This is a genomic window from Streptomyces sp. NBC_00005 (assembly GCF_045160215.1).
In the GTDB taxonomy this organism is placed as follows: Bacteria; Actinomycetota; Actinomycetes; order Streptomycetales; family Streptomycetaceae; genus Streptomyces.
The window spans coordinates 3,262,426-3,286,395 of record NZ_CP108316.1 but is presented as its reverse complement, the minus strand read 5'-3'; the positions used below and the strand labels follow the sequence as shown (position 1 = coordinate 3,286,395).

17 protein-coding genes are annotated in these 23,970 nt (G+C 69.4%); 12 read left to right on the top strand and 5 right to left on the bottom strand.

What is annotated here, in order from left to right; genetic code table 11:
* Positions 1 to 337: 337 nt before the first annotated feature.
* The 3 genes from OG303_RS15070 (at position 338) to OG303_RS15060 (ending at position 6,066) form a co-directional block, all read left to right on the top strand.
* Positions 338 to 2,818, top strand: coding sequence for an IucA/IucC family protein (locus tag OG303_RS15070; RefSeq protein ID WP_405868781.1), 2,481 nt, complete (start codon positions 338 to 340; stop codon positions 2,816 to 2,818).
* Positions 2,819 to 2,906: 88 nt separating this feature from the next.
* Positions 2,907 to 3,716, top strand: coding sequence for a GNAT family N-acetyltransferase (locus OG303_RS15065; protein ID WP_405868779.1), 810 nt, complete (start codon positions 2,907 to 2,909; stop codon positions 3,714 to 3,716).
* Positions 3,717 to 3,999: 283 nt separating this feature from the next.
* Positions 4,000 to 6,066: an ATP-dependent DNA helicase gene (locus tag OG303_RS15060; RefSeq protein WP_405868777.1), complete on the top strand. Its 2,067-nt coding sequence runs from the start codon at positions 4,000 to 4,002 to the stop codon at positions 6,064 to 6,066.
* Positions 6,067 to 6,233: 167 nt separating this feature from the next.
* Here the strand turns inward: OG303_RS15060 and lexA are convergent, their stop codons facing one another.
* Positions 6,234 to 7,013: a transcriptional repressor LexA gene (gene lexA, locus OG303_RS15055; protein ID WP_030947215.1), complete on the bottom strand. Its 780-nt coding sequence runs from the start codon at positions 7,011 to 7,013 to the stop codon at positions 6,234 to 6,236.
* A 565-nt stretch (positions 7,014 to 7,578) separates the two neighbouring features.
* Here lexA and nrdR point away from each other — a divergent pair.
* Positions 7,579 to 8,139, top strand: coding sequence for a transcriptional regulator NrdR (gene nrdR, locus OG303_RS15050; RefSeq protein ID WP_405868774.1), 561 nt, complete (start codon positions 7,579 to 7,581; stop codon positions 8,137 to 8,139).
* A gap of 163 nt (positions 8,140 to 8,302) precedes the next feature.
* Entirely contained in the window at positions 8,303 to 11,206 is a 2,904-nt protein-coding gene (locus OG303_RS15045; protein WP_405868773.1) for a vitamin B12-dependent ribonucleotide reductase, read from the top strand.
* Between the two features lie 95 nt (positions 11,207 to 11,301).
* On the opposite strand, the gene OG303_RS15040 is transcribed toward OG303_RS15045, so the two are convergent.
* Complete coding sequence (locus OG303_RS15040; RefSeq protein WP_405868771.1) at positions 11,302 to 11,835, bottom strand: TerD family protein; 534 nt, start codon at positions 11,833 to 11,835, stop codon at positions 11,302 to 11,304.
* A 159-nt stretch (positions 11,836 to 11,994) separates the two neighbouring features.
* Here OG303_RS15040 and OG303_RS15035 point away from each other — a divergent pair, with 159 nt between their 5' ends.
* The 3 genes from OG303_RS15035 (at position 11,995) to OG303_RS15025 (ending at position 14,315) form a co-directional block, all read left to right on the top strand.
* Positions 11,995 to 12,600, top strand: coding sequence for a YdbC family protein (locus tag OG303_RS15035; RefSeq protein ID WP_405868769.1), 606 nt, complete (start codon positions 11,995 to 11,997; stop codon positions 12,598 to 12,600).
* 137 nt (positions 12,601 to 12,737) lie between these two features.
* Positions 12,738 to 13,397, top strand: coding sequence for a histidine phosphatase family protein (locus OG303_RS15030; protein WP_405868767.1), 660 nt, complete (start codon positions 12,738 to 12,740; stop codon positions 13,395 to 13,397).
* A gap of 12 nt (positions 13,398 to 13,409) precedes the next feature.
* Entirely contained in the window at positions 13,410 to 14,315 is a 906-nt protein-coding gene (locus OG303_RS15025) for an ADP-ribosylglycohydrolase family protein (protein WP_405868765.1), read from the top strand.
* A gap of 316 nt (positions 14,316 to 14,631) precedes the next feature.
* Here the strand turns inward: OG303_RS15025 and OG303_RS15020 are convergent, their stop codons facing one another.
* On the bottom strand, positions 14,632 to 16,179 hold the full coding sequence (locus OG303_RS15020; protein WP_405868763.1) for an MFS transporter: 1,548 nt from the start codon (positions 16,177 to 16,179) through the stop codon (positions 14,632 to 14,634).
* 187 nt (positions 16,180 to 16,366) lie between these two features.
* Here OG303_RS15020 and OG303_RS15015 point away from each other — a divergent pair, with 187 nt between their 5' ends.
* The 3 genes from OG303_RS15015 to OG303_RS15005 all read left to right on the top strand — a co-directional run bounded on the left by OG303_RS15015 (position 16,367) and on the right by OG303_RS15005 (position 18,480).
* A complete protein-coding gene (locus OG303_RS15015; protein ID WP_405877269.1) occupies positions 16,367 to 16,990 on the top strand; it encodes a TetR/AcrR family transcriptional regulator in 624 nt (207 codons plus the stop codon).
* Between the two features lie 81 nt (positions 16,991 to 17,071).
* Positions 17,072 to 17,773 carry a ribonuclease HII gene (locus OG303_RS15010; protein ID WP_405868761.1) on the top strand — a complete coding sequence of 234 codons (702 nt, stop codon included), beginning with the start codon at positions 17,072 to 17,074 and terminating at the stop codon, positions 17,771 to 17,773.
* A 68-nt stretch (positions 17,774 to 17,841) separates the two neighbouring features.
* Entirely contained in the window at positions 17,842 to 18,480 is a 639-nt protein-coding gene (locus tag OG303_RS15005) for a hypothetical protein (protein WP_405868759.1), read from the top strand.
* Positions 18,481 to 18,819: 339 nt separating this feature from the next.
* Here the strand turns inward: OG303_RS15005 and OG303_RS15000 are convergent, their stop codons facing one another.
* Together OG303_RS15000 and OG303_RS14995 are read right to left on the bottom strand one after the other, a co-directional pair.
* Positions 18,820 to 19,455: a hypothetical protein gene (locus OG303_RS15000; RefSeq protein ID WP_405868757.1), complete on the bottom strand. Its 636-nt coding sequence runs from the start codon at positions 19,453 to 19,455 to the stop codon at positions 18,820 to 18,822.
* A gap of 311 nt (positions 19,456 to 19,766) precedes the next feature.
* Entirely contained in the window at positions 19,767 to 21,932 is a 2,166-nt protein-coding gene (locus tag OG303_RS14995) for a RecQ family ATP-dependent DNA helicase (protein WP_405868755.1), read from the bottom strand.
* A gap of 184 nt (positions 21,933 to 22,116) precedes the next feature.
* Between OG303_RS14995 and OG303_RS14990 the strand changes: the two genes are divergently transcribed.
* Complete coding sequence (locus OG303_RS14990; protein ID WP_405868753.1) at positions 22,117 to 23,904, top strand: DUF4192 domain-containing protein; 1,788 nt, start codon at positions 22,117 to 22,119, stop codon at positions 23,902 to 23,904.
* Positions 23,905 to 23,970: the final 66 nt, after the last annotated feature.

The window sequence follows — 23,970 nt, the reverse complement described above, 5'->3', positions numbered from 1 at the left end:
CAGTGGCTCAGGGGCGGTCCGAGTCCTGGAGCAGGACGGAGGCTCAGGGGTGAGCCGGGTTCTGGAGCAGGACCGGGGCCCAGGGGCGAGCGGGGTTCCGGGGCAGGAAGTAGGCAGAGGGGTAGGCCGGATTCCGGAGCACGAAGAAGGCCCGGGAGTGTGCCGGGGTCCGGAGTGCGGAGCGGACGGGCAGCCACAGAGGGTGCCGGAGCAAGGCACAGGGGTAGGCGGGATTCCGGAGCACGAAGAAGGCCTGGGAGCGGGCCGGGGTCCGGAGTGCGGAGCGGACCGGCAGCCACAAGGGGTGCCGGAGCAAGGGTCGTCATCGGAGCCCCGGATGCCTTGGGAGCCCGGGACGACACGGGACCAAGAGAGGGTCCCGGAGCAGCGCAAAGCCTCCGTCACCGAGAGCCCGCTCCGCGCCCCCGGCGGGCGGCCCCATCACGCCGACCTCCTGGAGCACCCCGACCCGCGCACCGCAGCCAATGCCGCGGCCGTCGAGAACCTGCTTCGCTGCTGGGTACGTGAAGCCGGCCTCCGGGCCCCCGAGGACGGCACGCTCAGCATCCCCTTGCCTGCCAGTGGCACGGCCCTCCTCACCCCGGTCCACTACTGGTCCCCGACCGGATGGCACCGATTCGGTCTCCCGGTCCTCGCCACTGCCCCCGAAGGATCCCCGTCGGCCGACGCGGTCACAGTCGCCGTGCTACTCGCTCGGGAGACGTCCAACACGGGTGACCACACGGCCGACTTGCCCGCTACTGCCGGCTCTGCAACGACAACCGGCATCTCGACTGCTCCTTCCTCTGGGCTTGTGACGACCGCCCTTCCGAGGGCTTCTTCCTCGGATCCCGTGACGACCGCCATTCCAACGGCTTCTTCCTCGGATTCCGTGACCACCGCGATCCCGACACCTCCTGCCCCCAGCCCTGCCCGGACGGTTCCTGCCCCAACTCCCGCGCCGAGCGCAGGCAGCCCATCGGTTCCTGCTCCCGGTCCCGCGCCCACCGCAGGCACCCCATCGGTTCCCACCCAGGGACCCGTGGCGACGACCACCACCCCACCCGCACCTACCTCCGTTTCCGCAACGAGGCCTTGCTCTCCGACGACCGCCTCCCCCGACGCGCAGCCGACCATCTGTAACCCACTGCCAGTCACCCCCGCCGTCGCGAACAGTGCTGTCCCTGCCCCCGAGCGCGGCACCACCCTCACCCCCGAAAGCGGCACCGCTCCCGACCTCACCAGCGGCGCAGCCGTCCGCTCGTTGGCCGGTGCCACCCCCGAACAAAGTGCCAACGCCGCCCGCACCACCCCCGCGACCCCCTGCACATCCACCCCCGACCTGGTCGCCCGCGTCGCCGACTCCCTCCGTCGTACCGTCACGTTCATCCGTGAGCGCCGGGAACACCCTGGCGATGGACCCGAGCTCTTTCTCGCGGCCGAGCAGGCACTCGTGCTCGGGCATCCGCTGCACCCCACTCCGAAGAGCCGCGAAGGCCTCTCCGAAGCCGAGGCCGGCCTGTACTCACCGGAGTTGCACGGTTCCTTTCCCCTTCACTGGCTGGCTGTCGCCCCTTCCGCGCTGGCCACGGACTCCGCCTGGACCGAGCGCGGCCGCCTCGTCCCCGCGCCGCAGCTCATGGCACGCCTCGCCGAAGCCGATCTGTCGCTGCCCGACGGCTACGCAGCCCTGCCTCTGCACCCCTGGCAGCTGCGCGAGGTCCGGCAACGCTCCGAGACCGCGGCCCTGTTCGACGCCGGACTCCTCCGCGACCTCGGCACGCATGGCCCCCCATGGCACCCCACCTCCTCCGTACGCACCATCTATCGGTCCAACTCCCCGGCCATGCTCAAGCTGTCGCTGGGCCTGCGGATCACCAACTCCTGTCGCGAGAACCTCCGTAAGGAACTGCATCGAGGCGTCGAGGTCCACCGCCTGCTGCGCAGCGGCCTGTCCGAGCAGTGGCGGGCCGCCCACCCCGGGTTCGACATCGTCCGCGACCCGGCCTGGCTGGCGGTCGACGCGCCGGACGGCAGCCCCGTGCCCGGACTCGACGTGATGATCCGGCACAACCCGTTCAGCCCGTCGGACGACGTCTCCTGCGTCGCCGGACTCGTGTCGCCCCGGCCGCAGGTCCAAGCAGGCAGGACCCCAGCGGGCTCGCCGCGCCGCCCCCTGGAGACGGATCCGTCGATCCTGCGGTCCCGACTGGCGACGGTCGTCACGCGCATCGCGGGCCGAACGGGTCGCCCCTGCAAGGCGGTTGCCGCTGAGTGGTTCCTGCGCTACCTCGAGCAGGTCGTCCGTCCCGTGTTGTGGCTGGACGCGGAGGCGGGGATCGCCCTGGAGGCCCACCAGCAGAACACGCTGCTCCTGCTGGACGCCGACGGCTGGCCCGCAGGCGGCCGCTACCGCGACAACCAGGGCTACTACTTCCGCGAGTCCCGGCGCACGGAGCTCGACGCCCGGCTGCCCGGTATCGGCGAGTACAGCGACACCTTCGTCTCCGACGAGGTCACAGACGAGCGATTCGCCTACTACCTTGCGATCAACAACGTGCTCGGCCTCATCGGCGCCTTCGGATCCCAGCGCCTCGCCGACGAACGGCTGCTGCTCGCCGCCTTCCGCCGCTTTCTCGGCGACGTCGCCTCCGGTCCCGCGCGACTGCGCACCTCACTACCCGCCCACCTGCTGGACTCACCCGTCCTGCGCTGCAAGGCCAATCTCCTGACCCGGCTGCACGGCCTCGACGAACTCGTCGGCCCGGTCGACACCCAGTCCGTCTACGTCACCATCGCCAATCCCCTCCATTCCTGACAGCTACTGCCGACCACTGCCCATCACCACCAACTCCCTTTCGCTCTGAGGAACATGCCCCACCCCGTCTTCTGAGAGGAGCGTCGCAGTGCCTCCCACCGACGCCACCGCACACGCAGCCACCGCCCTCGGCACCGACACCGGTGCCGACACGAGCCCCTTCACGGCTGAGAGCAGTACCCGCGTGGGCACGGACAGCGAGGACACGCTGGACCTGCGTCTGCCCGACGAGCTGCTTGCGCTCTTCGCGGCGGAAACCGACTCCGGCGAGGCACAAAGCCGGCGTGAAGACATGACCTCGCCCATTTCCGTCACCGCGGGCGACGAGGACCTTCTCGACCGCGTCGCCGACTGGGGGCCGGTCGTCACACCCGTGGGCGTCTTCCACCTCGTCCCCGTGCACGTCGAGCGGGACCTACCGCTGATCAGCCGCTGGATGAACGACCCTGCCGTCGCGGAGTTCTGGGAGCTGGCAGGCCTCGAGACCGTCACCGAGAGCCACCTGCGGGCCCAGCTCTCCGGCGACGGACGCAGCGTTCCGTGCCTCGGAGTGCTGGAGGGCACGCCGATGAGTTACTGGGAGATCTACCGGGCTGATCTCGACCCATTGGCCCGCTACTTCCCCGCTCGACCTCATGACACCGGAATCCACCTCCTCATCGGCGGGGTCGCCGACCGTGGCCGCAAGCTCGGCAGCACCCTGCTCAGAGCCGTGGCCGACCTCGCCCTCGACAAGCGGCCTGCCTGCGCACGCGTCATCGCGGAACCCGACCTTCGCAACACCCCTTCCGTCGCTGCCTTTCTGAGCGCCGGCTTCCGGTTCTCCGCCGAGGTCGACCTGCCCGCCAAGCGAGCCGCCTTCATGGTCCGAGACCGGTCCCTACGCGATCTGCTGTGACGCTGCGTCGCAACGTCGTCACTTTTGGTACACCGCTCGCGCCGATCCGGTTCCCATCTCCGCCGAGCCGGTTTTCCACGCTGATCCCACACGCATCCGAGCCGACCCCACACCCACCCGAGCCGATATCGCATGCGCCCGATCCGATCTCACACGCCGTCGAGCCGACCTGCCCAAGCGATCCGCCCCGACCCTCACCCGAGGAGCACCCGGTCTTGATCCCGCCCCTCGCCACCGCCTTGATCACCCGTTTGTCAGTGCCGGGCCGTAGGGTGGTCGCGCTATGACGAAGCCCTCACTCCCCGAACTCCTGCATGCTGCCGTCACTGCCGTCGGCGGTACGGAGCGCCCCGGCCAGGTGACCATGGCCGAAGCCGTCGCGGAGGCGATCGACGACGGATCCCATCTGCTGATCCAGGCCGGCACCGGCACCGGAAAGTCGCTCGGCTACCTCGTGCCCGCGCTCGCGCACGGGGAGCGTGTCGTCGTGGCGACGGCCACGCTCGCTCTGCAGCGCCAGCTCGTCGAGCGGGACCTGCCCCGCACCGTCGACGCGCTGCACCCCTTGCTGCGTCGCCGCCCGGAGTTCGCGATGCTGAAGGGCAGGTCGAACTACCTCTGCCTGCACCGCCTCCACGAGGGCGTCCCGCAGGACGAGGAGGAGGGCCTCTTCGACCAGTTCGAGGCAGCCGCGCCCACCAGCAAACTGGGCCAGGACCTGCTGCGGCTGCGCGAGTGGTCGGACGAGACCGAGACCGGTGACCGCGACAACCTCACGCCCGGAGTCTCCGACCGCGCCTGGGCGCAGGTGTCGGTCTCCTCGCGGGAGTGTCTGGGTGCCACGAAGTGCGCGTACGGCGCCGAGTGTTTCGCCGAGATGGCCCGGGAGCGCGCCAAGCTCGCCGAAGTCGTCGTCACCAACCATGCGCTGCTCGCGATCGACGCCATTGAAGGCGCCCCGGTCCTCCCGCAGCACGAGGTGCTGATCGTCGACGAAGGACACGAGCTGGTCTCCCGGGTCACCGGAGTGGCCACGGGTGAACTCACGCCGGGCCAGGTCAACCGCGCGGTGCGCCGCGCCGCGAAGCTCGCCAACGAGAAGGCAGCCGACCAGCTCCAGACCGCCGCCGAGGGCTTCGAGCGGCTGATGGAGCTGGCCCTGCCGGGCCGCCTGGAGGAGATCCCGGAGGACCTCGGGTATGCGCTCATGGCGTTGCGCGACGCCTGCCGTACGGTGATCTCCGCGATCGGAGCGACCCGCGACAAGTCCGTCCAGGACGAGGATGCGGTCCGCAAGCAGGCGCTGGCCTCGGTGGAGACGGTGCACGACGTGGCGGAGCGGATCACGAACGGCTCTGAGTGGGACGTCGTCTGGTACGAGCGCCATGACCGCTTCGGCGCTTCCCTGCGCGTTGCCCCCATGTCCGTGTCGGGCCTGCTGAGGGAGAAGCTCTTCGCGGACCGCTCCGTCGTCCTGACCTCCGCGACGCTCAAGCTGGGCGGCGACTTCAACGGTGTCGGCGCCTCCCTCGGGCTGGCCCCGGAGGGCACACAGGGCGAGGAACTCCCGCAGTGGAAGGGCGTCGACGTCGGCTCCCCCTTCGACTACCCCAGGCAGGGCATCCTCTACGTCGCCAAGCATCTGTCGCGCCCCGCACGTGACGGAGACCGTGCGGACATGCTGGACGAGCTGACGGAGCTGATCCAGGCGGCGGGTGGCCGCACCCTCGGCCTCTTCTCCTCCATGCGGGCCGCGCAGCTCGCCGCCGAGGAACTGCGCTCCCGGATCCCGGAGTTCCCGATCCTCCTCCAGGGCGAGGAGACGCTCGGCGAGCTGATCAAGAACTTCTCCGCCGATCCGAAGACCTGCCTCTTCGGCACCCTGTCGCTCTGGCAGGGCGTCGACGTTCCCGGCCCCAGCTGCCAGCTGGTCGTCATGGACAAGATTCCGTTCCCGCGTCCTGACGACCCGCTGATGAGCGCCCGCCAGAAGGCGGTGGAGGACGGGGGAGGCAACGGCTTCATGGCAGTTGCCGCCACGCACGCCGCGCTGCTCATGGCCCAGGGTGCCGGCCGCCTCGTACGGGCATCGGGGGATCGCGGCGTGGTCGCCGTACTGGACCAGCGTCTGGCCACGGCCAGGTACGGGAGTTATCTGAAGGCGTCGCTGCCGGACTTCTGGTCGACGACGGACCGCAACCAGGTCCGGAAGTCGCTGGCGGCGATCGACGCGACGGCAAAGAAGGCCGAAGCAGAGGCCGAAGCAGAGGCCGAAACAGCGGCTGAAGGAGAGGCCGAAGCAGAGGCCGAAACAGCGGCTGAAGGAGAGGCCGAAGCAGAGGTCGAGTGATCGAGGTCGAATGATTGGGGGTTGGTCTGTCGCGGCGCCGCGACAGACCAACCCCCAATCCAAAGCCACCGGCCGCCGGGGCCGGACAGCACAGGGCCCCGGAACCGGCGCAGGGGTCCCGGGGCCCGGTCAGAGGGCGGTTCCTTGCGAACCGCCCGCCGCAGCCGTCAAACGCGCCGCAGCACTGCCACCACCTTGCCGAGGATGGTCGCGTCGTCGCCCGGGATCGGCTCGTACGCCGCGTTGTGCGGGAGGAGCCAGACATGGCCGTCCTCGCGCTTGAAGCGCTTGACGGTGGCCTCGCCTTCGAGCATCGCCGCGACGATGTCGCCGTTCTCGGCGACGGGTTGGCGGCGCACCGTGACCCAGTCGCCGTCGCAGATCGCGGCCTCGATCATGGAGTCGCCGACGACCTTCAGTACGAACAGTTCGCCGTCACCGACCAGTTGGCGGGGGAGAGGGAAGACGTCCTCGACCGACTCCTCGGCGAGGATCGGGCCACCGGCGGCGATGCGGCCGACCAGCGGGACGTAGGATGCCGCGGGCTTGCCGGCGGTGTCGGTGGGCTGCACGGAGGCGCCCTGGTCGGAGCCGCGGACCTCGTACGCGCGCGGACGGTGCGGGTCTCGGCGCAGGAAGCCCTTGCGTTCCAGTGCCATCAGCTGGTGTGCGACCGAGGAGGTGCTGGACAGGCCGACCGCCTGGCCGATCTCCCGCATCGACGGCGGGTAGCCGCGCCGCTGCACGGAGTCCCTGATGACCTCGATCACCCGGCGCTGCCGGTCGGTGAGCCCCGAGCTGTCCGCACGGATGCCTGGAGGTCGGCCCGGTAGGGAGCGCTTGTGCCCCTCGGGATTCACGGCTTCGTTCATCGCATGCACCGGCTCGAGTCGGCCCTGGGAGCGGTCCTGGGCAGTGATGGTGGCACTGTCTGCGGTGGTGGTCACGTCGGCCCCTCTCGATGGTCTCCCTGCTGGACAACGGTAGTTGCTTTCGAAAGGTTGCGCCAAACACACGTTCGAGTGAAAAAACGTGGATCGCCTGACTTGATCATGTGTCTGGGTGTATGGCTAACGCGATATCCGGCGGACAAAAGAGCCCATTGTTGTACGCTTCACCGCCGAGGTGCTGACCTCGTGGGTTACTGCCCCAGTCTGCCACCCGGCATTCCGTCAACCGGGAGCCAGCCACCATCTCTGCGGGAGCCCCACGTCCTCTCCCTGTGGCGCCCACGGTATCTCCGCATGTGCCGCAACGGTACGGCTGTGCACCGCCGTATCCGGTGCGACGCCCCGGTCGCGTGGCACATGCCAATACCTGCGCGACACGCGCGCGTGGCGTGTATGTATGGGCCAATCCCCACATCTAGTGGTTGGATTGCAGCAGCAGCCCAGAAGTTGTGGTCCCCCGGGTCTTCAGGCCCCTGGCGATCGCCTATGCTTGGGGCTGCTTCGAGGGGCCCATGAGGCCCAGCGAGGCTATTGAGTCTGCTGTGAGGAGGGTTGGGAGATCATGCACTGCCCCTTCTGCAGGCACCCCGACAGCCGTGTCGTCGACAGCCGTACGACCGACGACGGTACGTCGATCCGCCGGCGCCGCCAGTGCCCTGACTGCTCCCGTCGTTTCACGACTGTGGAGACGTGCTCGCTCATGGTGGTCAAGCGATCCGGAGTCACCGAGCCTTTCAGTCGTACCAAGGTCATCAACGGCGTGCGCAAGGCATGCCAGGGACGGCCTGTCACCGAGGACGCACTCGCCCAGCTCGGCCAGCGGGTCGAGGAGGCGGTGCGGGCCACGGGAAGCGCCGAACTGACCACCCACGACGTGGGGCTGGCCATTCTCGGCCCGTTGCAGGAGCTCGACCTCGTCGCGTATCTGCGATTCGCCTCCGTCTACCGGGCGTTCAACTCGCTCGACGACTTCGAGGCGGCCATCGCGGAGCTCAGGGAGGAGACGCGACCCGCCGCCGCGGACAACGACGACCGCGAGGGCGTTGTCGCAGGGAGCCAGGAAGACGACCGCGGGCGCGGAGGGACCACTCAGGTTCCCGAGCCCGCTCACGCCGCCGACTGACCGGCGGGCCGGAACCGGGCCAGGATCCCGGACCCGACCACGAGGCGGCGACCGAAGACCTGTTGCGGGGGGCGTTGAGACCTGCCCGCAGCACCAGACACAACACCGTGCCACGGGAACATCGCGGCACTTCAGGGCGTTTTAGCCCGTACAGGGAGGCGGCATGACAGAGACGGCGAGCGGTCCGGCACGGAGTTCCCGCGCCAAGGGCACCAAGGCGACCAAGGGGCTGCGTATCGAGCGCATCCACACCACTCCCGGCGTGCACCCGTACGACGAGGTGGCCTGGGAGCGCCGTGACGTCGTCATGACCAACTGGCGCGACGGCTCGGTCAATTTCGAGCAGCGAGGCGTCGAGTTCCCCGACTTCTGGTCGGTGAACGCGGTCAACATCGTCACCAGCAAGTACTTCCGCGGTGCTGTCGGCACCCCGCAGCGCGAGACCGGCCTCAGGCAGCTGATCGACCGCATCGTGAAGACGTACCGGAAGGCAGGCGAGGACTACAAGTACTTCGCCTCGCCCGCGGACGCCGAGATCTTCGAGCACGAGCTGGCTTACGCCCTCCTGCACCAGATCTTCAGCTTCAACAGTCCCGTCTGGTTCAACGTCGGCACCCCGCAGCCCCAGCAGGTCTCGGCCTGCTTCATCCTGTCCGTCGACGACTCCATGGAGTCGATCCTCGACTGGTACAAGGAAGAGGGCATGATCTTCAAGGGCGGCTCCGGTGCCGGCCTGAACCTCTCCCGCATCCGTTCCTCCAAGGAGCTGCTGTCCTCCGGTGGCAACGCCTCCGGCCCGGTCTCCTTCATGCGCGGCGCCGACGCCTCCGCGGGCACCATCAAGTCCGGTGGCGCCACCCGCCGTGCCGCCAAGATGGTCATCCTCGACGTCGACCACCCTGACATCGAGGGCTTCATCGAGACCAAGGTGAAGGAAGAGGAGAAGATCCGCGCCCTGCGCGACGCGGGCTTCGACATGGACCTCGGCGGCGATGACATCACCTCCGTGCAGTACCAGAACGCCAACAACTCGGTCCGGGTGAACGACGAGTTCATGAAGGCGGTCGAGCAGGGCGGCAAGTTCGGCCTGCGCGCGCGGATGACCGGCGAGGTCATCGAAGAGGTCGACGCCAAGGGCCTGTTCCGCAAGATGGCCGAGGCCGCCTGGGCCTGCGCCGACCCGGGCATCCAGTACGACGACACCATCAACCAGTGGCACACCTGCCCGGAGTCCGGCCGTATCAACGGCTCGAACCCCTGCAGCGAGTACATGCACCTGGACAACACGTCCTGCAACCTCGCCTCGCTGAACCTGATGAAGTTCCTGAAGGACGACGGCAAGGGCCACCAGTCCTTCGACGCCGAGCGGTTCGCCACGGTGGTCGAGCTCGTCATCACCGCGATGGACATCTCCATCTGCTTCGCGGACTTCCCGACCCAGAAGATCGGCGAGAACACGCGCGCGTTCCGCCAGCTCGGCATCGGCTACGCCAACCTCGGCGCCCTGCTGATGGCGACCGGTCACGCGTACGACTCCGACGGCGGCCGCGCGCTCGCCGGTGCCATCACCTCCCTGATGACCGGCAGGTCTTACAAGCGCTCCGCCGAACTCGCCGCCGTTGTCGGCCCGTACGACGGCTACGCGCGCAACGCGAGTGCCCACAACCGCGTCATGAAGCAGCACGCCGACGCCAACACCGTGGCCGTCCGCATGGACGACCTGGACTCGCCGATCTGGGCCGCCGCCACGGAGGCCTGGCAGGACGTGCTGCGTCTCGGCGAGAAGAACGGTTTCCGTAACGCTCAGGCGTCGGTCATCGCCCCGACCGGCACCATCGGCCTTGCGATGTCCTGCGACACCACCGGCCTCGAGCCCGACCTCGCCCTGGTCAAGTTCAAGAAGCTGGTCGGCGGCGGCTCGATGCAGATCGTCAACGGCACGGTTCCGCAGGCCCTGCGCCGCCTGGGCTACCAGGAGGAGCAGATCGAGGCGATCGTCGCCCACATCGCCGACCACGGCAATGTCGTCGACGCCCCGGGCCTCAAGCACGGGCACTACGAGGTGTTCGACTGCGCCATGGGCGAGCGCTCCATCTCCGCGATGGGCCACGTCCGCATGATGGCCGCGATCCAGCCGTGGATCTCCGGCGCGCTCTCCAAGACGGTCAACCTGCCGGAGACGGCGACCGTCGAGGACGTCGAAGAGGTCTACTTCGAGGCGTGGAAGATGGGCGTCAAGGCGCTCGCGATCTACCGCGACAACTGCAAGGTCGGCCAGCCCCTCTCCGCGAAGACCAAGGAGAAGGGAAAGTCCGCGGCCGACGCTGTCACGGAGAAGGCCGAGGCGACCATCCGCGAGACGGTCGAGAAGGTCATCGAGTACCGCCCGGTCCGCAAGCGCCTGCCCAAGGGCCGTCCCGGCATCACGACGTCCTTCACGGTCGGCGGCGCCGAGGGCTACATGACCGCCAACTCCTACCCGGACGACGGTCTCGGCGAGGTCTTCCTGAAGATGTCCAAGCAGGGCTCCACCCTCGCGGGCATGATGGACGCCTTCTCCATCGCGGTCTCCGTCGGTCTCCAGTACGGCGTGCCGCTGGAGACGTACGTCTCGAAGTTCACCAACATGCGCTTCGAGCCGGCCGGCATGACGGACGACCCGGACGTGCGGATGGCGCAGTCGATCGTCGACTACATCTTCCGCCGCCTGGCGCTCGACTTCCTGCCCTTCGAGACGCGTTCCGCCCTCGGCATCCACTCCGCCGATGAGCGCCAGCGTCACCTGGAGACCGGCTCGTACGAGCCCTCCGACGACGAGATGGACGTAGAGGGCCTGGCCCAGTCGGCGCCGCGCGCACAGGAGTTGAAGGCGGTCGCCACGCCGAAGGCTCAGGTCGAGGCGGCCAAGCCCGCCCCGCAGCAGGCCCACACCAGCGCCGAGCTGGTGGAGATGCAGCTGGGCATCCAGGCCGACGCCCCGCTGTGCTTCTCCTGCGGTACGAAGATGCAGCGGGCCGGCTCCTGCTACATCTGCGAGGGCTGCGGCTCGACCAGCGGCTGCAGCTGACACCGGGCCGGGGCACGTCCCCGCCTGACAGGTAGTCCCTGAAGCGGAGGGGCGCCGACCACGCGTCGGTGCCCCTCCGTGCCGTACGGCGTCAGTCAGGGCTGGTGCGCCTGGCCCATGATGCTGGTGAACGTCGCCGGGTCGTCCTCGAAGCCGTGGACACCGGGGTCGAAGTTCCAGCCGCCGGTCTCGTCGCGTACAAACTCCCCGACCGTGGCCGCCGTCGCCCCGAGGACGTCGCCGAAATCGCCCTCGGCCAGGACGTTGTAACCCTCGCGGATGCGCAGGCCCGGGTTGAGCACGCCGACGAAGGTCCGGTGTGCCGAACGCTGCTGGATGACGACACCGACCACCACGCGCGCGTACCGGCCGTTCAGCCGGTCGAGCTCCAGCGTCATGACCTCGTCCCAGCCGAAGCCCTTGCCGTCCTTGCTGTCCCGGTTGAGGTAGATGGTGCCGTCGGGAGAGCGGCTGTCGAAGTGCACCACGTAGTCGGGGGCGCCGTACGGATCGCCCGCCAGGTAGGTGGCGGCGACGATGTCCAGATCGGTGGGCGGCTCTCCCGTCGGACTCGGATCCCACTTCAGTGCGACTTCGGCCTTGCGGATCCCCTTGTTGAGGCCGTTCACCAGACTTCCCCTTCCCCGTTCCCCGTACGCTGCCGCCGCCCCGAACTGCCGGACGGACAAGGCCGGTTGTCCATCCTGCCACGCGCGCGCGTACGGGTGCCGCAGAGCTGTCCGCCGGAGAGTGACCGGCGCCACGCTCCGTGGCCTTACGATGGCGCGGTGCTGGTCAAGTGGATTCGCTGCACCGTGGTGGACCGCCGCGGCTTCGAGCGGGGGCAGCGAAAGTGGGCGGGGCTTCTGGGGGAGCCGGGGTTTCGGGGACAAGGTGGTGGCTGGAGCCGGGGACGGACAGGAGTGGCGCACATTTTCGCTTTCTGGGAGAGCCGTGCCTTCTACGACTCCTTCATGGCCCGATCCCACGATCGGCTGGCGGCAGCCCAGTCGGGCACCTTCAAGGATGCCCAGGTCAAGCTCTTCGACTACCGCTTCGACGTGAAGACCGGCTTCGAGCCGCGTTTCACGGACGCCGACCTGCTGCGGGTCGCCCTCTGCCGAGTGCACGAGGAGCGCGCCGAGCACTTCACGCTGATGCAGGAGAAGGTCTGGAACCCCGCCATGGCCGGCTCTCCCGGCATGATCCGGGGCCTGTTCGGCGAAGCACCGGGACATGAGTTCCTGGTGCTGTCGATGTGGCGGCAGGCCGCCGAACACGGCAAGTACCGCACGGAGCGCGTGGAGCGACTGGCTCTGCGGGCTCAGACGGAGGCAGACGTCGCGGCCCTCACGGGCGACATCGTCGAGCTGGAGCCGACCTGGACCGTCTGATCCTTCCCCCAAGTTTGAAAACCGGACGCGTTAATTGAGCTCCCTGGGGTGACTCATGGTGCAGGAAGTGTGTGACCTACGCCGTATAGAGCGCGTACGAGTGCTCGATCAGCCGTCACCCGATCTAGGGTTTTGGCATGGCACGACCACGGCGCATCGTCCTTGTCCGGCACGGAGAGTCAACGGGCAATGTTGATGACACCGTTTACGAGCGCGAGCCCGACCACGCGCTGGCGCTGACCGAGCGCGGTTGGCAGCAAGCAGAGGAGACCGGCAAGCGGCTGCGCGAGATATTCGGCCGCGAGCGCGTCAGCGTGTACGTGTCCCCGTACCGCCGTACGCACGAGACCCTGCGCGCCTTCCATCTCGACCCCGAGCTCATCCGGGTGCGCGAGGAGCCCAGGCTGCGCGAACAGGACTGGGGAAACTGGCAGGACCGCGACGATGTGCGCCTCCAGAAGGCCTACCGGGACGCGTACGGCCACTTCTTCTACCGCTTCGCCCAGGGGGAGTCCGGTGCCGACGTGTACGACCGGGTCGGCAACTTCCTGGAGAGCCTGTACCGCAGCTTCGAGGCCCCCGACCACCCGTCCAACGTGTTGCTGGTGACCCACGGTCTGGCCATGCGGCTGTTCTGCATGCGGTGGTTCCACTGGACGGTCGCGGAATTCGAGTCACTGTCGAATCCGGGGAACGCGGAGATGCGGATGCTCGTTCTCGGGGACGACGGCAAGTACGCGCTTGACCGGCCGTTCGAACGCTGGCGAGATCCGGAACCGTACGGGATCACTGGATAGAGTGGCAGAGCGATGACCCCTGATTCCATTCCCGACGGGCGCCTGGACCGTGCCCTGGCCAGCCTGCGTGGACTGGCGGTGGGGGATGCCCTCGGCTCACAGTTCTTCGTGCCGGCGAACTACCCGCTGCTGAAGCGTCGCGAGCTGCCGCCCGGCCCCTGGCAGTGGACCGACGACACGGAGATGGCCTGTTCAGTGGTCGCCGTCCTGGCCGCCCATCGGCGCATCGACCAGGACGCCCTGGCGCACTCCTTCGCCGAGCATCACGACTTCGACCGGGGATACGGCCCCGCCGTCAACCGCCTGCTGCGACTGGTCCGGGAGGGCGCCGACTGGCGGGAGCTCGCCGCAGAGCTCTTCAACGGACAGGGGTCCTGGGGCAACGGCGCGGCGATGCGGATCGCCCCTCTGGGCGCCTGGTACGCGGACGATCCGGAGCAGGCGACCCACCAGGCGGAGATCTCTGCCTATCCCACGCACCAGCACCGCGAGGCCGTCGTCGGCTCCATGGCGGTTGCGGCCGCCGCCGCGCTGGTGGCCGCTCCCGGCGGCCCGCCGAGCCCCGGGGCACTCCTCGACGGCGTCGTCGCCCTGGTCCCGAAGAGCGCCGTCGGCGCCGGCCTGCGGCGCGTACGGGACATGCTCGACTACGGCGACGCCGGCACCGTCGCGGCCGTACTGGGCTGCGGACGGCGTACGTCGGCCCATGACACCGTGCCCTTCGCGCTCTGGTCGGCCGCGCGGGCCCTCGGCGACTACGAGCAGGCCTTCTGGACGACCGCGCAGGTCGGCGGAGACGTGGACACGACCTGCGCCATCGTGGGTGGCGTGATCGCCGCCGGGAAGGCGGGGTTGCCGCCCGCCGAATGGGTGGCACTGACGGAGGCATTGCCCGACTGGGTCCGAACGTCCGGGTGATGCCGGTCTGAGCCCTCTCCCGCTTCGGGGAGCGTGCGACGAGGGCCGATGGAAACTCTCTGTGCTTCTTGGGAACTCTGCGTAACTACCCGTCCGTTGTCGTGGCATCAGCTGTGCAGCGCATGAGTCGGTACGTGCAGGTGACGCGCGAGAGGTCCTGGGGGTGGTCATGCAGTTCGTGATGGTGTGGGCGGTGCTCTCGGTTCTGATGTCGCTGCGCCCTGCCGGGCGTATGCGGATGGCCGGACCGAGGTCCTCGCCGTCGGTCCCCTGGACCCGGTCCGGCCATCCACGGCCCGATGCGGGCGCGGGCGGGTCAGCCCACCGGCGCCCCCGCTGTGCCGGCGAGTGCTTCCAGGTCGCTCTTGCGGACCCGGATCACGAACCAGGCTGCGCCAAGGGCGAGCACGGCCATGGCCGCAGCCGCGACGAAGCCCATGGAAATGCCCTGGGCGAGCACCTCGTGCCCCCACGTGCCGGGCAACTGGTGCGTCTTCGCGAACTCTGCCTTCTGCTCTGCCGAACCGTTGGTGAGGAACTTCGGCAGCTGCTTCTTCGCCTCGTCCTTGCTGGCCGACCCGAACACCGTCGTCAGGATGGAGAGGCCCAGCGAACCTCCCACCTGCTGTGTGGCGTTGAGCAGTCCGGAGGCCGCGCCCGCCTCGTGCTGGGCGACACCGGAGACCGCCGTGACCGTCAGCGTCACGAAGTTCAGGCCCATGCCGAAGCCGAACACCAGCATCGGGCCGAGCACCCCGCCGGCGTACGAACTGTCGGAGCTGATGAGGGTCTGCCAGGCCAGTCCGATCACCGCGAGAGCCGAGCCGGTGAGCATGAAGGGCTTGGGCCCGAGCACCGGCAGGAACCGCTGCGACAGCCCCGCGCCGAGCGCGATCACGACCGTCACGGGCAGGAAGGCGAGGCCGGCCTGGATCGGGCTGTACCCCAGCACGTTCTGCACGAAGAGCACGATGTAGAAGAACATGCCGAACATCGCCGCGGCCAGGCTCAGCATGATCACGTACGTGCCCGAGCGGTTGCGGTCGGCGAACATCCGCAACGGGGTGATGGGCTCCTTGGCCCGGGACTCGATCAGCGCGAAGGCCACCAGCAGGACCACGGCGGCGCCGAAGGACCCGATGGCCAGGCTGTCCCGCCAGCCTTCGTCCGCCGCGCGGATGAAGCCGTAGACGAGGGAAGCCATGCCCGCTGTCGAGGTCACGGCTCCCGCGATGTCGAAGCGGCCGGAGTGCCGTTCGGACTCGTTGATGTACATCGGTGCGAGGACGGCGATCAGTACGCCGATCGGTACGTTCACGAAGAGCACCCAGCGCCAGTCGAGCCACTCGGTGAGCATGCCGCCCGCGAGCAGACCGATCGCGCCACCGCCCGCGGAGACAGCGGCGAAGACGCCGAACGCCCGGTTCCGCTCCGGGCCTTCGGGGAACGTCGTGGTGATGAGCGCCAGCGAGGTGGGCGATGCGATCGCGCCACCCATGCCCTGCAGGACGCGTGCGGCCAGCAACTGCCAGGGTTCCTGGGCGAGTCCGCCGAGCAGCGAGGCGAAGGTGAACAGGAGGATGCCGGTCATGAAGACCCGGCGGCGGCCGAGGATGTCCCCGGCCCGGCCGCCGAGAAGCAGCAGGCCGCCGAAGGTGAGTGTGTAGGCGCTGACGACCCAGGTGAGGTCGGTGGTGCTGAACTTCAGCGCGTCTTGAATGTGCGGGAGCGCGATGTTCACAATCGTCGCGTCGAGTACCACCATGAGTTGGCAGGCCGCGATGACTGCAAGCGCGATGCCGGGATGTCCGCTCCGACGAGCCGCACCTGGCTTCTGGTCCTTGATCAACTGAGAGGTTGTCACAATGGGTCCCCCACAAGTGCCTTAGTGAACGCTCGCGTTCACTGCCGCGCCCACGGTAGTGAGTCCCCAATAGTGAACGCAAGCGTTCACTTAATGTTGATGTCGCGTGGCGAATCCCCCGATGCTGCCGCGTGGTGCACTCCCGCCCCGAAATCCCCTGCTCCCCACGCTCGCTGGAGACACTCAGATGGTTACCTCGCGCTGGACGGCCGCCCCCGCTCAGGCGGCCTCCCTCCGTCGGCGCGGCGCCGTGCTCGAACGCGCGATCCTCGAAGCCGCGCTGGAACAACTCAGTACGGTCGGCTGGAACGGCCTCACCATGGAGGGCGTCGCCGCCGGCGCCCAGACCGGCAAGGCCGCGGTCTACCGCCGCTGGCCGTCCAAGGAGGATCTCGTCGCGGACGCGCTGCAGGCCGGACTGCCGCGCTTCGAGCAGGCGCCCGATCTGGGCAGTGTCCGTGAGGACCTGCTCGCGCTGTGCCGGGACGCCCGCGACGCGATGTTCTCCCGTCCTGGTTTCGCGGTTCGCGCAGTGATTCACGAATGCGATCCGATCCAGGCGGAGCGCTTCCATGCCGTGATCTTCGACGGGATCGTGGAGCCCACCGTCAAGCTGCTCCGCGAGGTCATCACCCGTGGAATAGAGCGGAACGAGGTCCGTCACGATGCGGCGAACGGCTACGTCTTCGATGCCATCCCGGCCATCATGATGTACCGATCCAAGATGAGCGGCAGCGAATGGGGTGATCGTGATCTCGAGGAGATGGTCGACCAGTTGATGCTTCCGCTGCTGCGGCCGAGTGGTGGCTGAGCGCCGGTCGTGATGGTCGTGACCCGACTCCGGGAACCGGGGTGTCGCCGGGTGATCGGCGGGGCGTAGGCTAAGACCGCCATGCCGTACGAACCGCCTACTCACACCGTCGAGCGCTCCCTCCGCGCCACGACCGGAGCAAAGATCATTGCCGGCGTCGACGAGGTGGGGCGTGGTGCGTGGGCCGGCCCGGTCACCGTCTGTGCGGCGATCACCGGACTGCGCCGGCCCCCCGAGGGTCTCACCGACTCCAAGCTGCTCACCGTCAAGCGGCGCACCGTTCTTGCCGTGGAGTTGGAGAAGTGGGTGATTTCGTACGCCCTGGGTCACGCCTCCCCGGAGGAGATCGACGAACTGGGCATGACCGCCGCCCTGCGCCTGGCGGCGGTGCGCGCCCTGGAGGCTCTGCCGGTCCGTCCGGACGCGGTGATCCTTGACGGGAAGCACGACTATCTCGGCACTCCCTGGCGGGTCCGTACGGTGATCAAGGGCGATCAGTCGTGCGTGGCGGTCGCCGCGGCCTCGGTGATCGCCAAGGTTCAGCGCGACAAAATGATGGCCGAACTGGGTGTCGACCATGCAGACTTCCGTTTTGCGGACAACGCCGGGTATCCGTCGCCCGTGCACAAGGCCGCACTGGCGGAGCGGGGCCCCACCCCGTACCACCGGTTGTCGTGGGCGTATCTTGATGCGCTGCCCCAGTGGCGGCACCTCAAGAAGGTCCGCAGTTGGGCGGACGGAAACGTTCCGGAGATCGAGGGGCAGCTCGGCTTCGACTTCTGACGATTCCGCTCGCACTCATGTGCCACCCGCTGACGCGAGCCGCACCAACGTTTGATAAACATCAGCTCATGCCTCTCATTCCCGAGGAGCCTCAGATTCACGAGAGTGCCCAGGGTCCCCGCGCTACTCCGGCCAGTGGCCGCTCCGCGCCGACCCCCCGTCCCGTACCCGGCCCCCGTCCCGCGGCTCCGCCGCGGCCCGGCCGTCCTGGTCCGCTCCGGCCCACGCCGCCGGTGCAACGCACGTCGCGTGACGTGGCCACAGCGAAGCCCGGACCTTCGGTCCCGGCTGCCCCTGCCGCCCCCGTCACTGCTTCGGCCACCCCGCAGATCCAGCTGATCCCGGCTTCGCCGGACGGTGCGCTCGACGCCGCCGAGGAAGCCGTGGACCTGCTTCTGGACTCAGGGCGTGCCCCCGGTGACGTACTGGTGGTCACCACCGGCGAACATCACCCGTGGGCCGCCCACGAGCTGTCCTTCGGTGAAGCCTCCTACTGGGCGCAGCACGACGCGGGCGACGACGTCTTCTACATGGACGCCTCTGTCGCCGGTCGCGCGGCCTCGCGCCCCGTGGTCGTGGTTGCCGTCAATGGTGGTTCCGACGCGGTCGCCGCCGCCCTGCCGCTGGCCCTCACCCGGGCCGGAGCCCTGCTGATCGTCTGCGGAGACCCGCAGCAGATCAACTCGGTGCTGGGCGCGGGCGTCTGAGTCCTTCCGGTCCGTCCGCAGGGATGCCGGAGCGACTTGGGCGCCGCCGCCGCGGCAATTGGCACGGTGGGCGTTGCGGCGTGCGCAGATGACACCGGGGATGCCCGTTCTGCGCGTGCGTTCGCCTTGCCTCGTGGTGTCTGACGAGGTCGTGGGGAGAGCCGGCGCGCGGGCCTGGTGTCCGCCGCTCGCGGTCGTGGAGCGAGGTGCCCCATCCCGGGCAGGGGTTGCTCGGGATGCCGGCGGCCCAGACCGGCGTACGCAACTTCCCTCGCCCGGTGCGCCGTGAAGGAGCGCGTACGAGGGAAGAGCGTCGGCGGGCATGGCCCGGCGGTGATCTCAGCGGGCCGCCGCGCGGCGCAGGACCTCCGAGGCGGCACCGCCGGTGCGTGGCAGCGGAGGCGGCGCCTCGGACAGGCCGAAAGGCTCCGGTGACGAGTCGGCGTTGGGGCGGCGCCCGCCGCGGCCCTCGCCGAGGACCTGCCAGCCGTCCCGGGTCAGAGTGATGTACGCCCCGCAGCGCAGTCCGTGCAGTGTGCACGCGTCACGCAGGCCCCACATCCATGCGCCGTCCTCCTCGGTCCAATGCCCGTCGCCCTCACGGCAGTAGAGCAGCACGGCGGTACGCACCGGTGTGCGGCGGCGCAGGTCGTGCGGGATGACCCGGCGCAGCTGGGCGAGCAGCGAATTGCGGAACATCCATCCGTCGGCCGGAGTCGGGCGACGGGTGAACGAGGCGCTCGCACACACGCGTTCGTCCGGGTCCAGTACGGCCACGACCGCGGTCGCCGGCCTGGGGCGGTGCCGGGAATGGAGTCCGCTGACGACCTCACGGGGGTTGCACAGCAGGGGGATTCCTGCGGCGGCCCACTCCGAGGGTTCGAGCATGCGGGTGAGAGGGTTGGTGGATGCGGCGGACAGGTCGGCAGACGTCGACGTGGATGCCGCCGAGGACGGAGCGAATCCGAAGGTCACGGTCCTCCCTTCGGCTACGCGCCCACACTGCGGGCGGGGTCATGTTCGGGGGAGCGCGCACCGCAGCAGAGCCCTACCGGACCACGGGCGAACCGTGCGGGGAGCGGACTTCAATTCTTCCTGTCGAACTTGGATGCGGCAACGTGCAATTGGGGCCACTGACCGGAATCTGCGGGTATGCAGGTTATATCCCTACCCGGTGTGCTGCGCCACGACGCATGAGGCGACCGTTCACCCCACGTTCGTACGCCGTTGGGCCCGAGGTGGTCCAGAGTGACGCCGTCGAGCAGGCGCGAGGTGTTGCGTGGCGATCAGCCCTGGATGGCCAGAACCAGTGGCAACACCGCCTGCGCACCGGCACGTTGGAGCATGCGGGCCGCCACCGCCAGTGTCCAGCCGGTCTCGGTGAAGTCGTCCACGAGGAGGACCGGGCCCCCTGCCTCCGCGAGCGCGGAAGCGAGGGTGGGCGGCACGGTCAGCGTGCCGTCGAGTGCCTTCAGGCGCTGCGCGCTGTTACTGCGTGAGACGCGGGGCGCGTCGCTCGCGTAATCCACGGAGCCCAGCAGCGGCAGCCTGCCGACCTCCGCGATGCGTGCACCCAGGGAGTTGATCAGCTGGGGGCGGGTGCGCGAGGCGACGGTGACCACACCGACCGGGCGTGGTTGGGCGTCCGTGGCACCCGAGGCCCAGCCACCGGGCCCCTTGGCCCAGTCGGCGAGCACGCCCACGACCGCCTTCGCCACGTCGTCCGGCACGGGGCCGTCCGGGGCCTGGGGCGTGAACATGGGCCGCAGCCGGTTGCCCCAGCCGATGTCCGACAGACGGCCCAACGCCCGCCCCGAAGCGGCCTGTTCACCGGCCGGAATGCGCCCCTTGAGCTCGACGCCGATCGCCGGAAGGCCGGTCGGCCACATGCGGCGCGGCTCCACCTCGATGCCCGCCCGACCGAGATCGACGCGTGCCGCGTCCAGCGCCGTCGCGGACATGTCCGCGGTGAACCGCGCTCCTGCGCAGTTGTCGCAGCGGCCGCAGGGCTTGGCGCCCTCGTCGTCCAGCTGGCGCTGCAGGAACTCCATCCGGCAGTCCGTCGTCGACGCGTACTCGCGCATCGCCTGCTGCTCGCTCCTGCGCTGCCGTGCGACCCAGTCGTACCGCTCCGCCTCGTACGTCCACGGCTGCCCGGTCGCGATCCAGCCGCCCTTGACCCGCTTGACCGCCCCGTCCACGTCGAGAACCTTGAGCATCGTCTCGAGACGGGAGCGGCGCAGCTCCACCAAGGGCTCCAGGGCGGGCAGAGACAAGGGCCTGTCCGCGTGTGCCATGACGTCGAGAGTGCGGCGCACCAGGTCTTCCGGCGGGAAGGCGAGCGACGCGAAGTACTCCCAGATCGCTTCGTCCTCCTTGCCAGGGAGCAGGAGCACCTCGGCGTGCTCGACGCCGCGTCCGGCGCGGCCCACCTGCTGGTAGTAGGCGATCGGGGAGGACGGTGAGCCGAGGTGCACCACGAACCCGAGGTCCGGCTTGTCGAAGCCCATGCCCAGCGCGGAGGTGGCGACCAGGGCCTTGACCCTGTTGGCGAGGAGATCGTCCTCGGCCTGCTGCCGGTCGGCATTCTCCGTCTTGCCCGTGTAGGAGGCGACAGTGTGCCCGCGGTGTCTCAGGAAGGCGGAGACCTCCTCGGCGGCCGCCACGGTGAGCGTGTAGATGATGCCGGAGCCCGGGAGGTCGCCCAGGTGGTCGGCGAGCCAGGCCATCCGGTGCGCGGCGTCCGGCAGCCGCAGCACGCTCAGGCTCAGGCTCTCCCGGTCCAGTGGTCCGCGCAGCACCAGAGCGTCCGACGTGCCTCCGGTGCCGAGCTGTTCCGCGACGTCGGCGGTCACGCGCGCGTTGGCGGTGGCGGTGGTCGCGAGCACGGGCACGCCCGGCGGCAGATCGCCGAGCATGGTGCGAAGTCGCCGGTAGTCCGGGCGGAAGTCGTGCCCCCAGTCGGAGATGCAGTGCGCCTCGTCCACCACGAGGAGTCCGGTGGTGGCGGCGAGCTTGGGCAGTACCTGGTCCCGGAAGTCCGGGTTGTTGAGCCGCTCCGGGCTGACCAGCAGGACGTCGACCTCACCCGCGGCGATCTCGTCCTGAACCGTGTCCCACTGCTCGGAGTTGGAGGAGTTGATGGTTCGCGCGTGGATGCCGGCTCGGGCCGCAGCCTCGACCTGGTTGCGCATCAGCGCGAGAAGCGGGGAGACGATCACAGTGGGGCCGCTGCCCCGGGCCCGCAGGAGCGATGTCGCCACGAAGTAGACCGCGGACTTGCCCCACCCCGTGCGCTGCACGACGAGCGCACGGCGTCCGTCGGCGACCAGCGCCTCGATCGCCCGCCACTGGTCCTCGCGCAGTCGGGCCGCGCCCGTGGCGTCCCCGACGAGGCGGGCGAGGACAGCGTCGGCGGCCGCCCGGAGTTCCGTGTTGCTCGTGTGCTCCATGCGTCCCATCAAACAGGACGGCAGTGACAATCCGGACCGGGCCTGTGGAGGAGGGGGGAGGGAGATGCCGGGACGCCTTGAGGTTCGGGCGAGTTGATCCCGTCGGGCATCGACTTGACGTGTCCCTGATCCGACTTATCCACAGGGCAAAACGGAGTCCTACGATCCGCGAGATCGTCTTCGCATGACGAATCACGGCGAAACCACAGGATCACCCGAAAACGGCAAGGCCGCCGGACGTGACGGTCACGAATCCAACGACGGACACGGCGAACCCGCGAGGCGGGAAACGTACGCAGGTCCGACCGCCTCCGACGACCACGACGGACGCGACACCCAGGGCACGCACGGCGCACAGGACGCGTTCGACGAGCGCTCGGGCCGCCCGGGCCGACTCGACTGCACCGCCTACGAGAGCCACGGCGCCGACCACCAGGTCACGCTGCGCACCCCGGCCGAACTGGCGGACGCGCTGCCGTATCTGCTCGGGTACCGCCCGGAGGACAGCATCGTCCTGGTCGCCCTGCACGACAGGGACGGCCGCGGCCGGTTCGGCGGCCGCGCCCGGCTCGGCATTCCGGCGAGCCTGGACGACTGGGCGTCCGTGTCCCAGCAGTTGGCTCACGGGCTGGTGACGGGCAGCGAGCGCAGGGGAGCACGGCCGGAGCAGATGGTCGCCTACCTCTGCCAGGAGCCCGCGAAGGGAGAGTCGGGGCGGCAGGTCATGGAGCGGTTGCGCCCGCTGGCCCAGAAACTGCGTGTCGAGTGCGGTCACCTCGACGTGCCGGTGATCGAGGCGCTGTGCATCTCGGACGGGCGCTTCTGGTCGTACTGCTGCGGGAACGAGGCGTGCTGCCCGCCTGAAGGCCTGCCCATGGGGCTGCCCGGCACGTCCGTGTTGGCCGCCGCCGCCACCTACGCCGGCCTGCAGGTGCGCGGCACTCTGCGAGAACTGCGGGCCAGGCTGCTGCCCTGGGAGACCGCTGCCGCCCTGGAACAGGAGAGTGCCCTGGATGCCGCGAGCATGGCGATGGTCCCCAGGATTCTCGACGACGCCAGCCGCGCGGGCGTGGCCGAGGAGACCCTGGAGCTGGCCGCGCGGATCATGCACCGGCTGGCGGACGCCCCGCCCCTGTCCGGCGCGCTCGTGGCGGATCTCCGCGATGACGAACTGCTCGGACACGACGAAGCCGCGACATTGATTCTCGGCCTGCAGGACCGCGCGACCCGAGACCGCGCGGCCGAGTGGATGGAGGGTGAGAAGGCCGCTTCCGCACTCCGGCTCTGGCGGGCCCTGGCCCGCCGGTGCGTCGGACCCTACGGCGAACACGCGGCGGCACCACTGACGCTGGCCGGTTGGGTCGCCTGGTCCACGGGCGACGATCTGGAGGCCAGGGAAGCCCTCGCCATGGCACTCGGCGCGGACCCCGGTTACCTCTTCGCCCGTCTGCTGCACCAGGCCTGCAACGAGGGCCTGGACCCGGAGTCGATCCGCCGCTGCCTGCGTGCGGAGCGGCAGGACCGCGGGCGGGTGACCGTCCAGCCGTTGCAGGGCAAGGAACAGGAGCTGGTCAGTAAGGATCAGCAACCGGTCAGCGAGGAGGAGCAGCTGGTCGGCAAAGAGGAGGCCGCAGGGCCGGTGCCGGCCGAGGCCATCGCGTATGAGTCGGAGGCGAAGCCGGCGTCGGGGCCGCTGTCGGAGCCCGTCTCGGAGGGGGCTTCCCGCCCGCGACGCCGTGTCCGCCCCGGCAGCACGGTCGGCGGCCGCCCGCGCTCGGCGAGGGCGGAAGGCCGGGGAAGCGGTGCGGCCGCCGCTCGTCCCCGCACGCCTGCGGCAGGTGACGCCCATCCCGGCTCCGCACGAACGGGCCGCACGCGCCCGCGTACCTCCGGGAAGGGCACTGGGCGCCGCCGCGACAGCCGCCCCGGAAGCCTGCGTCCCGGAAGCGACGGCGCAGAGGGGGAGGCGTGAGCAATTGCCGGGAGAGCGCCCGTCGGTGCGGCCGGACCGATGGGAGTCGCGGGGCGATCCGCGTGC

Coding starts and splice junctions, on each gene's coding strand:
- OG303_RS15070 (WP_405868781.1), top strand. CDS start 338: ATGCCTTGGGAGCCCGGGACGACACGGGACCAAGAGAGGGTCCCGGAG.
- OG303_RS15060 (WP_405868777.1), top strand. CDS start 4,000: ATGACGAAGCCCTCACTCCCCGAACTCCTGCATGCTGCCGTCACTGCC.
- nrdR (WP_405868774.1), top strand. CDS start 7,579: ATGCACTGCCCCTTCTGCAGGCACCCCGACAGCCGTGTCGTCGACAGC.
- OG303_RS15045 (WP_405868773.1), top strand. CDS start 8,303: ATGACAGAGACGGCGAGCGGTCCGGCACGGAGTTCCCGCGCCAAGGGC.
- OG303_RS15030 (WP_405868767.1), top strand. CDS start 12,738: ATGGCACGACCACGGCGCATCGTCCTTGTCCGGCACGGAGAGTCAACG.
- OG303_RS15025 (WP_405868765.1), top strand. CDS start 13,410: ATGACCCCTGATTCCATTCCCGACGGGCGCCTGGACCGTGCCCTGGCC.
- OG303_RS15015 (WP_405877269.1), top strand. CDS start 16,367: ATGGTTACCTCGCGCTGGACGGCCGCCCCCGCTCAGGCGGCCTCCCTC.
- OG303_RS15010 (WP_405868761.1), top strand. CDS start 17,072: ATGCCGTACGAACCGCCTACTCACACCGTCGAGCGCTCCCTCCGCGCC.
- OG303_RS15005 (WP_405868759.1), top strand. CDS start 17,842: ATGCCTCTCATTCCCGAGGAGCCTCAGATTCACGAGAGTGCCCAGGGT.
- OG303_RS14995 (WP_405868755.1), bottom strand. CDS start 21,932: ATGGAGCACACGAGCAACACGGAACTCCGGGCGGCCGCCGACGCTGTC.
- OG303_RS14990 (WP_405868753.1), top strand. CDS start 22,117: ATGACGAATCACGGCGAAACCACAGGATCACCCGAAAACGGCAAGGCC.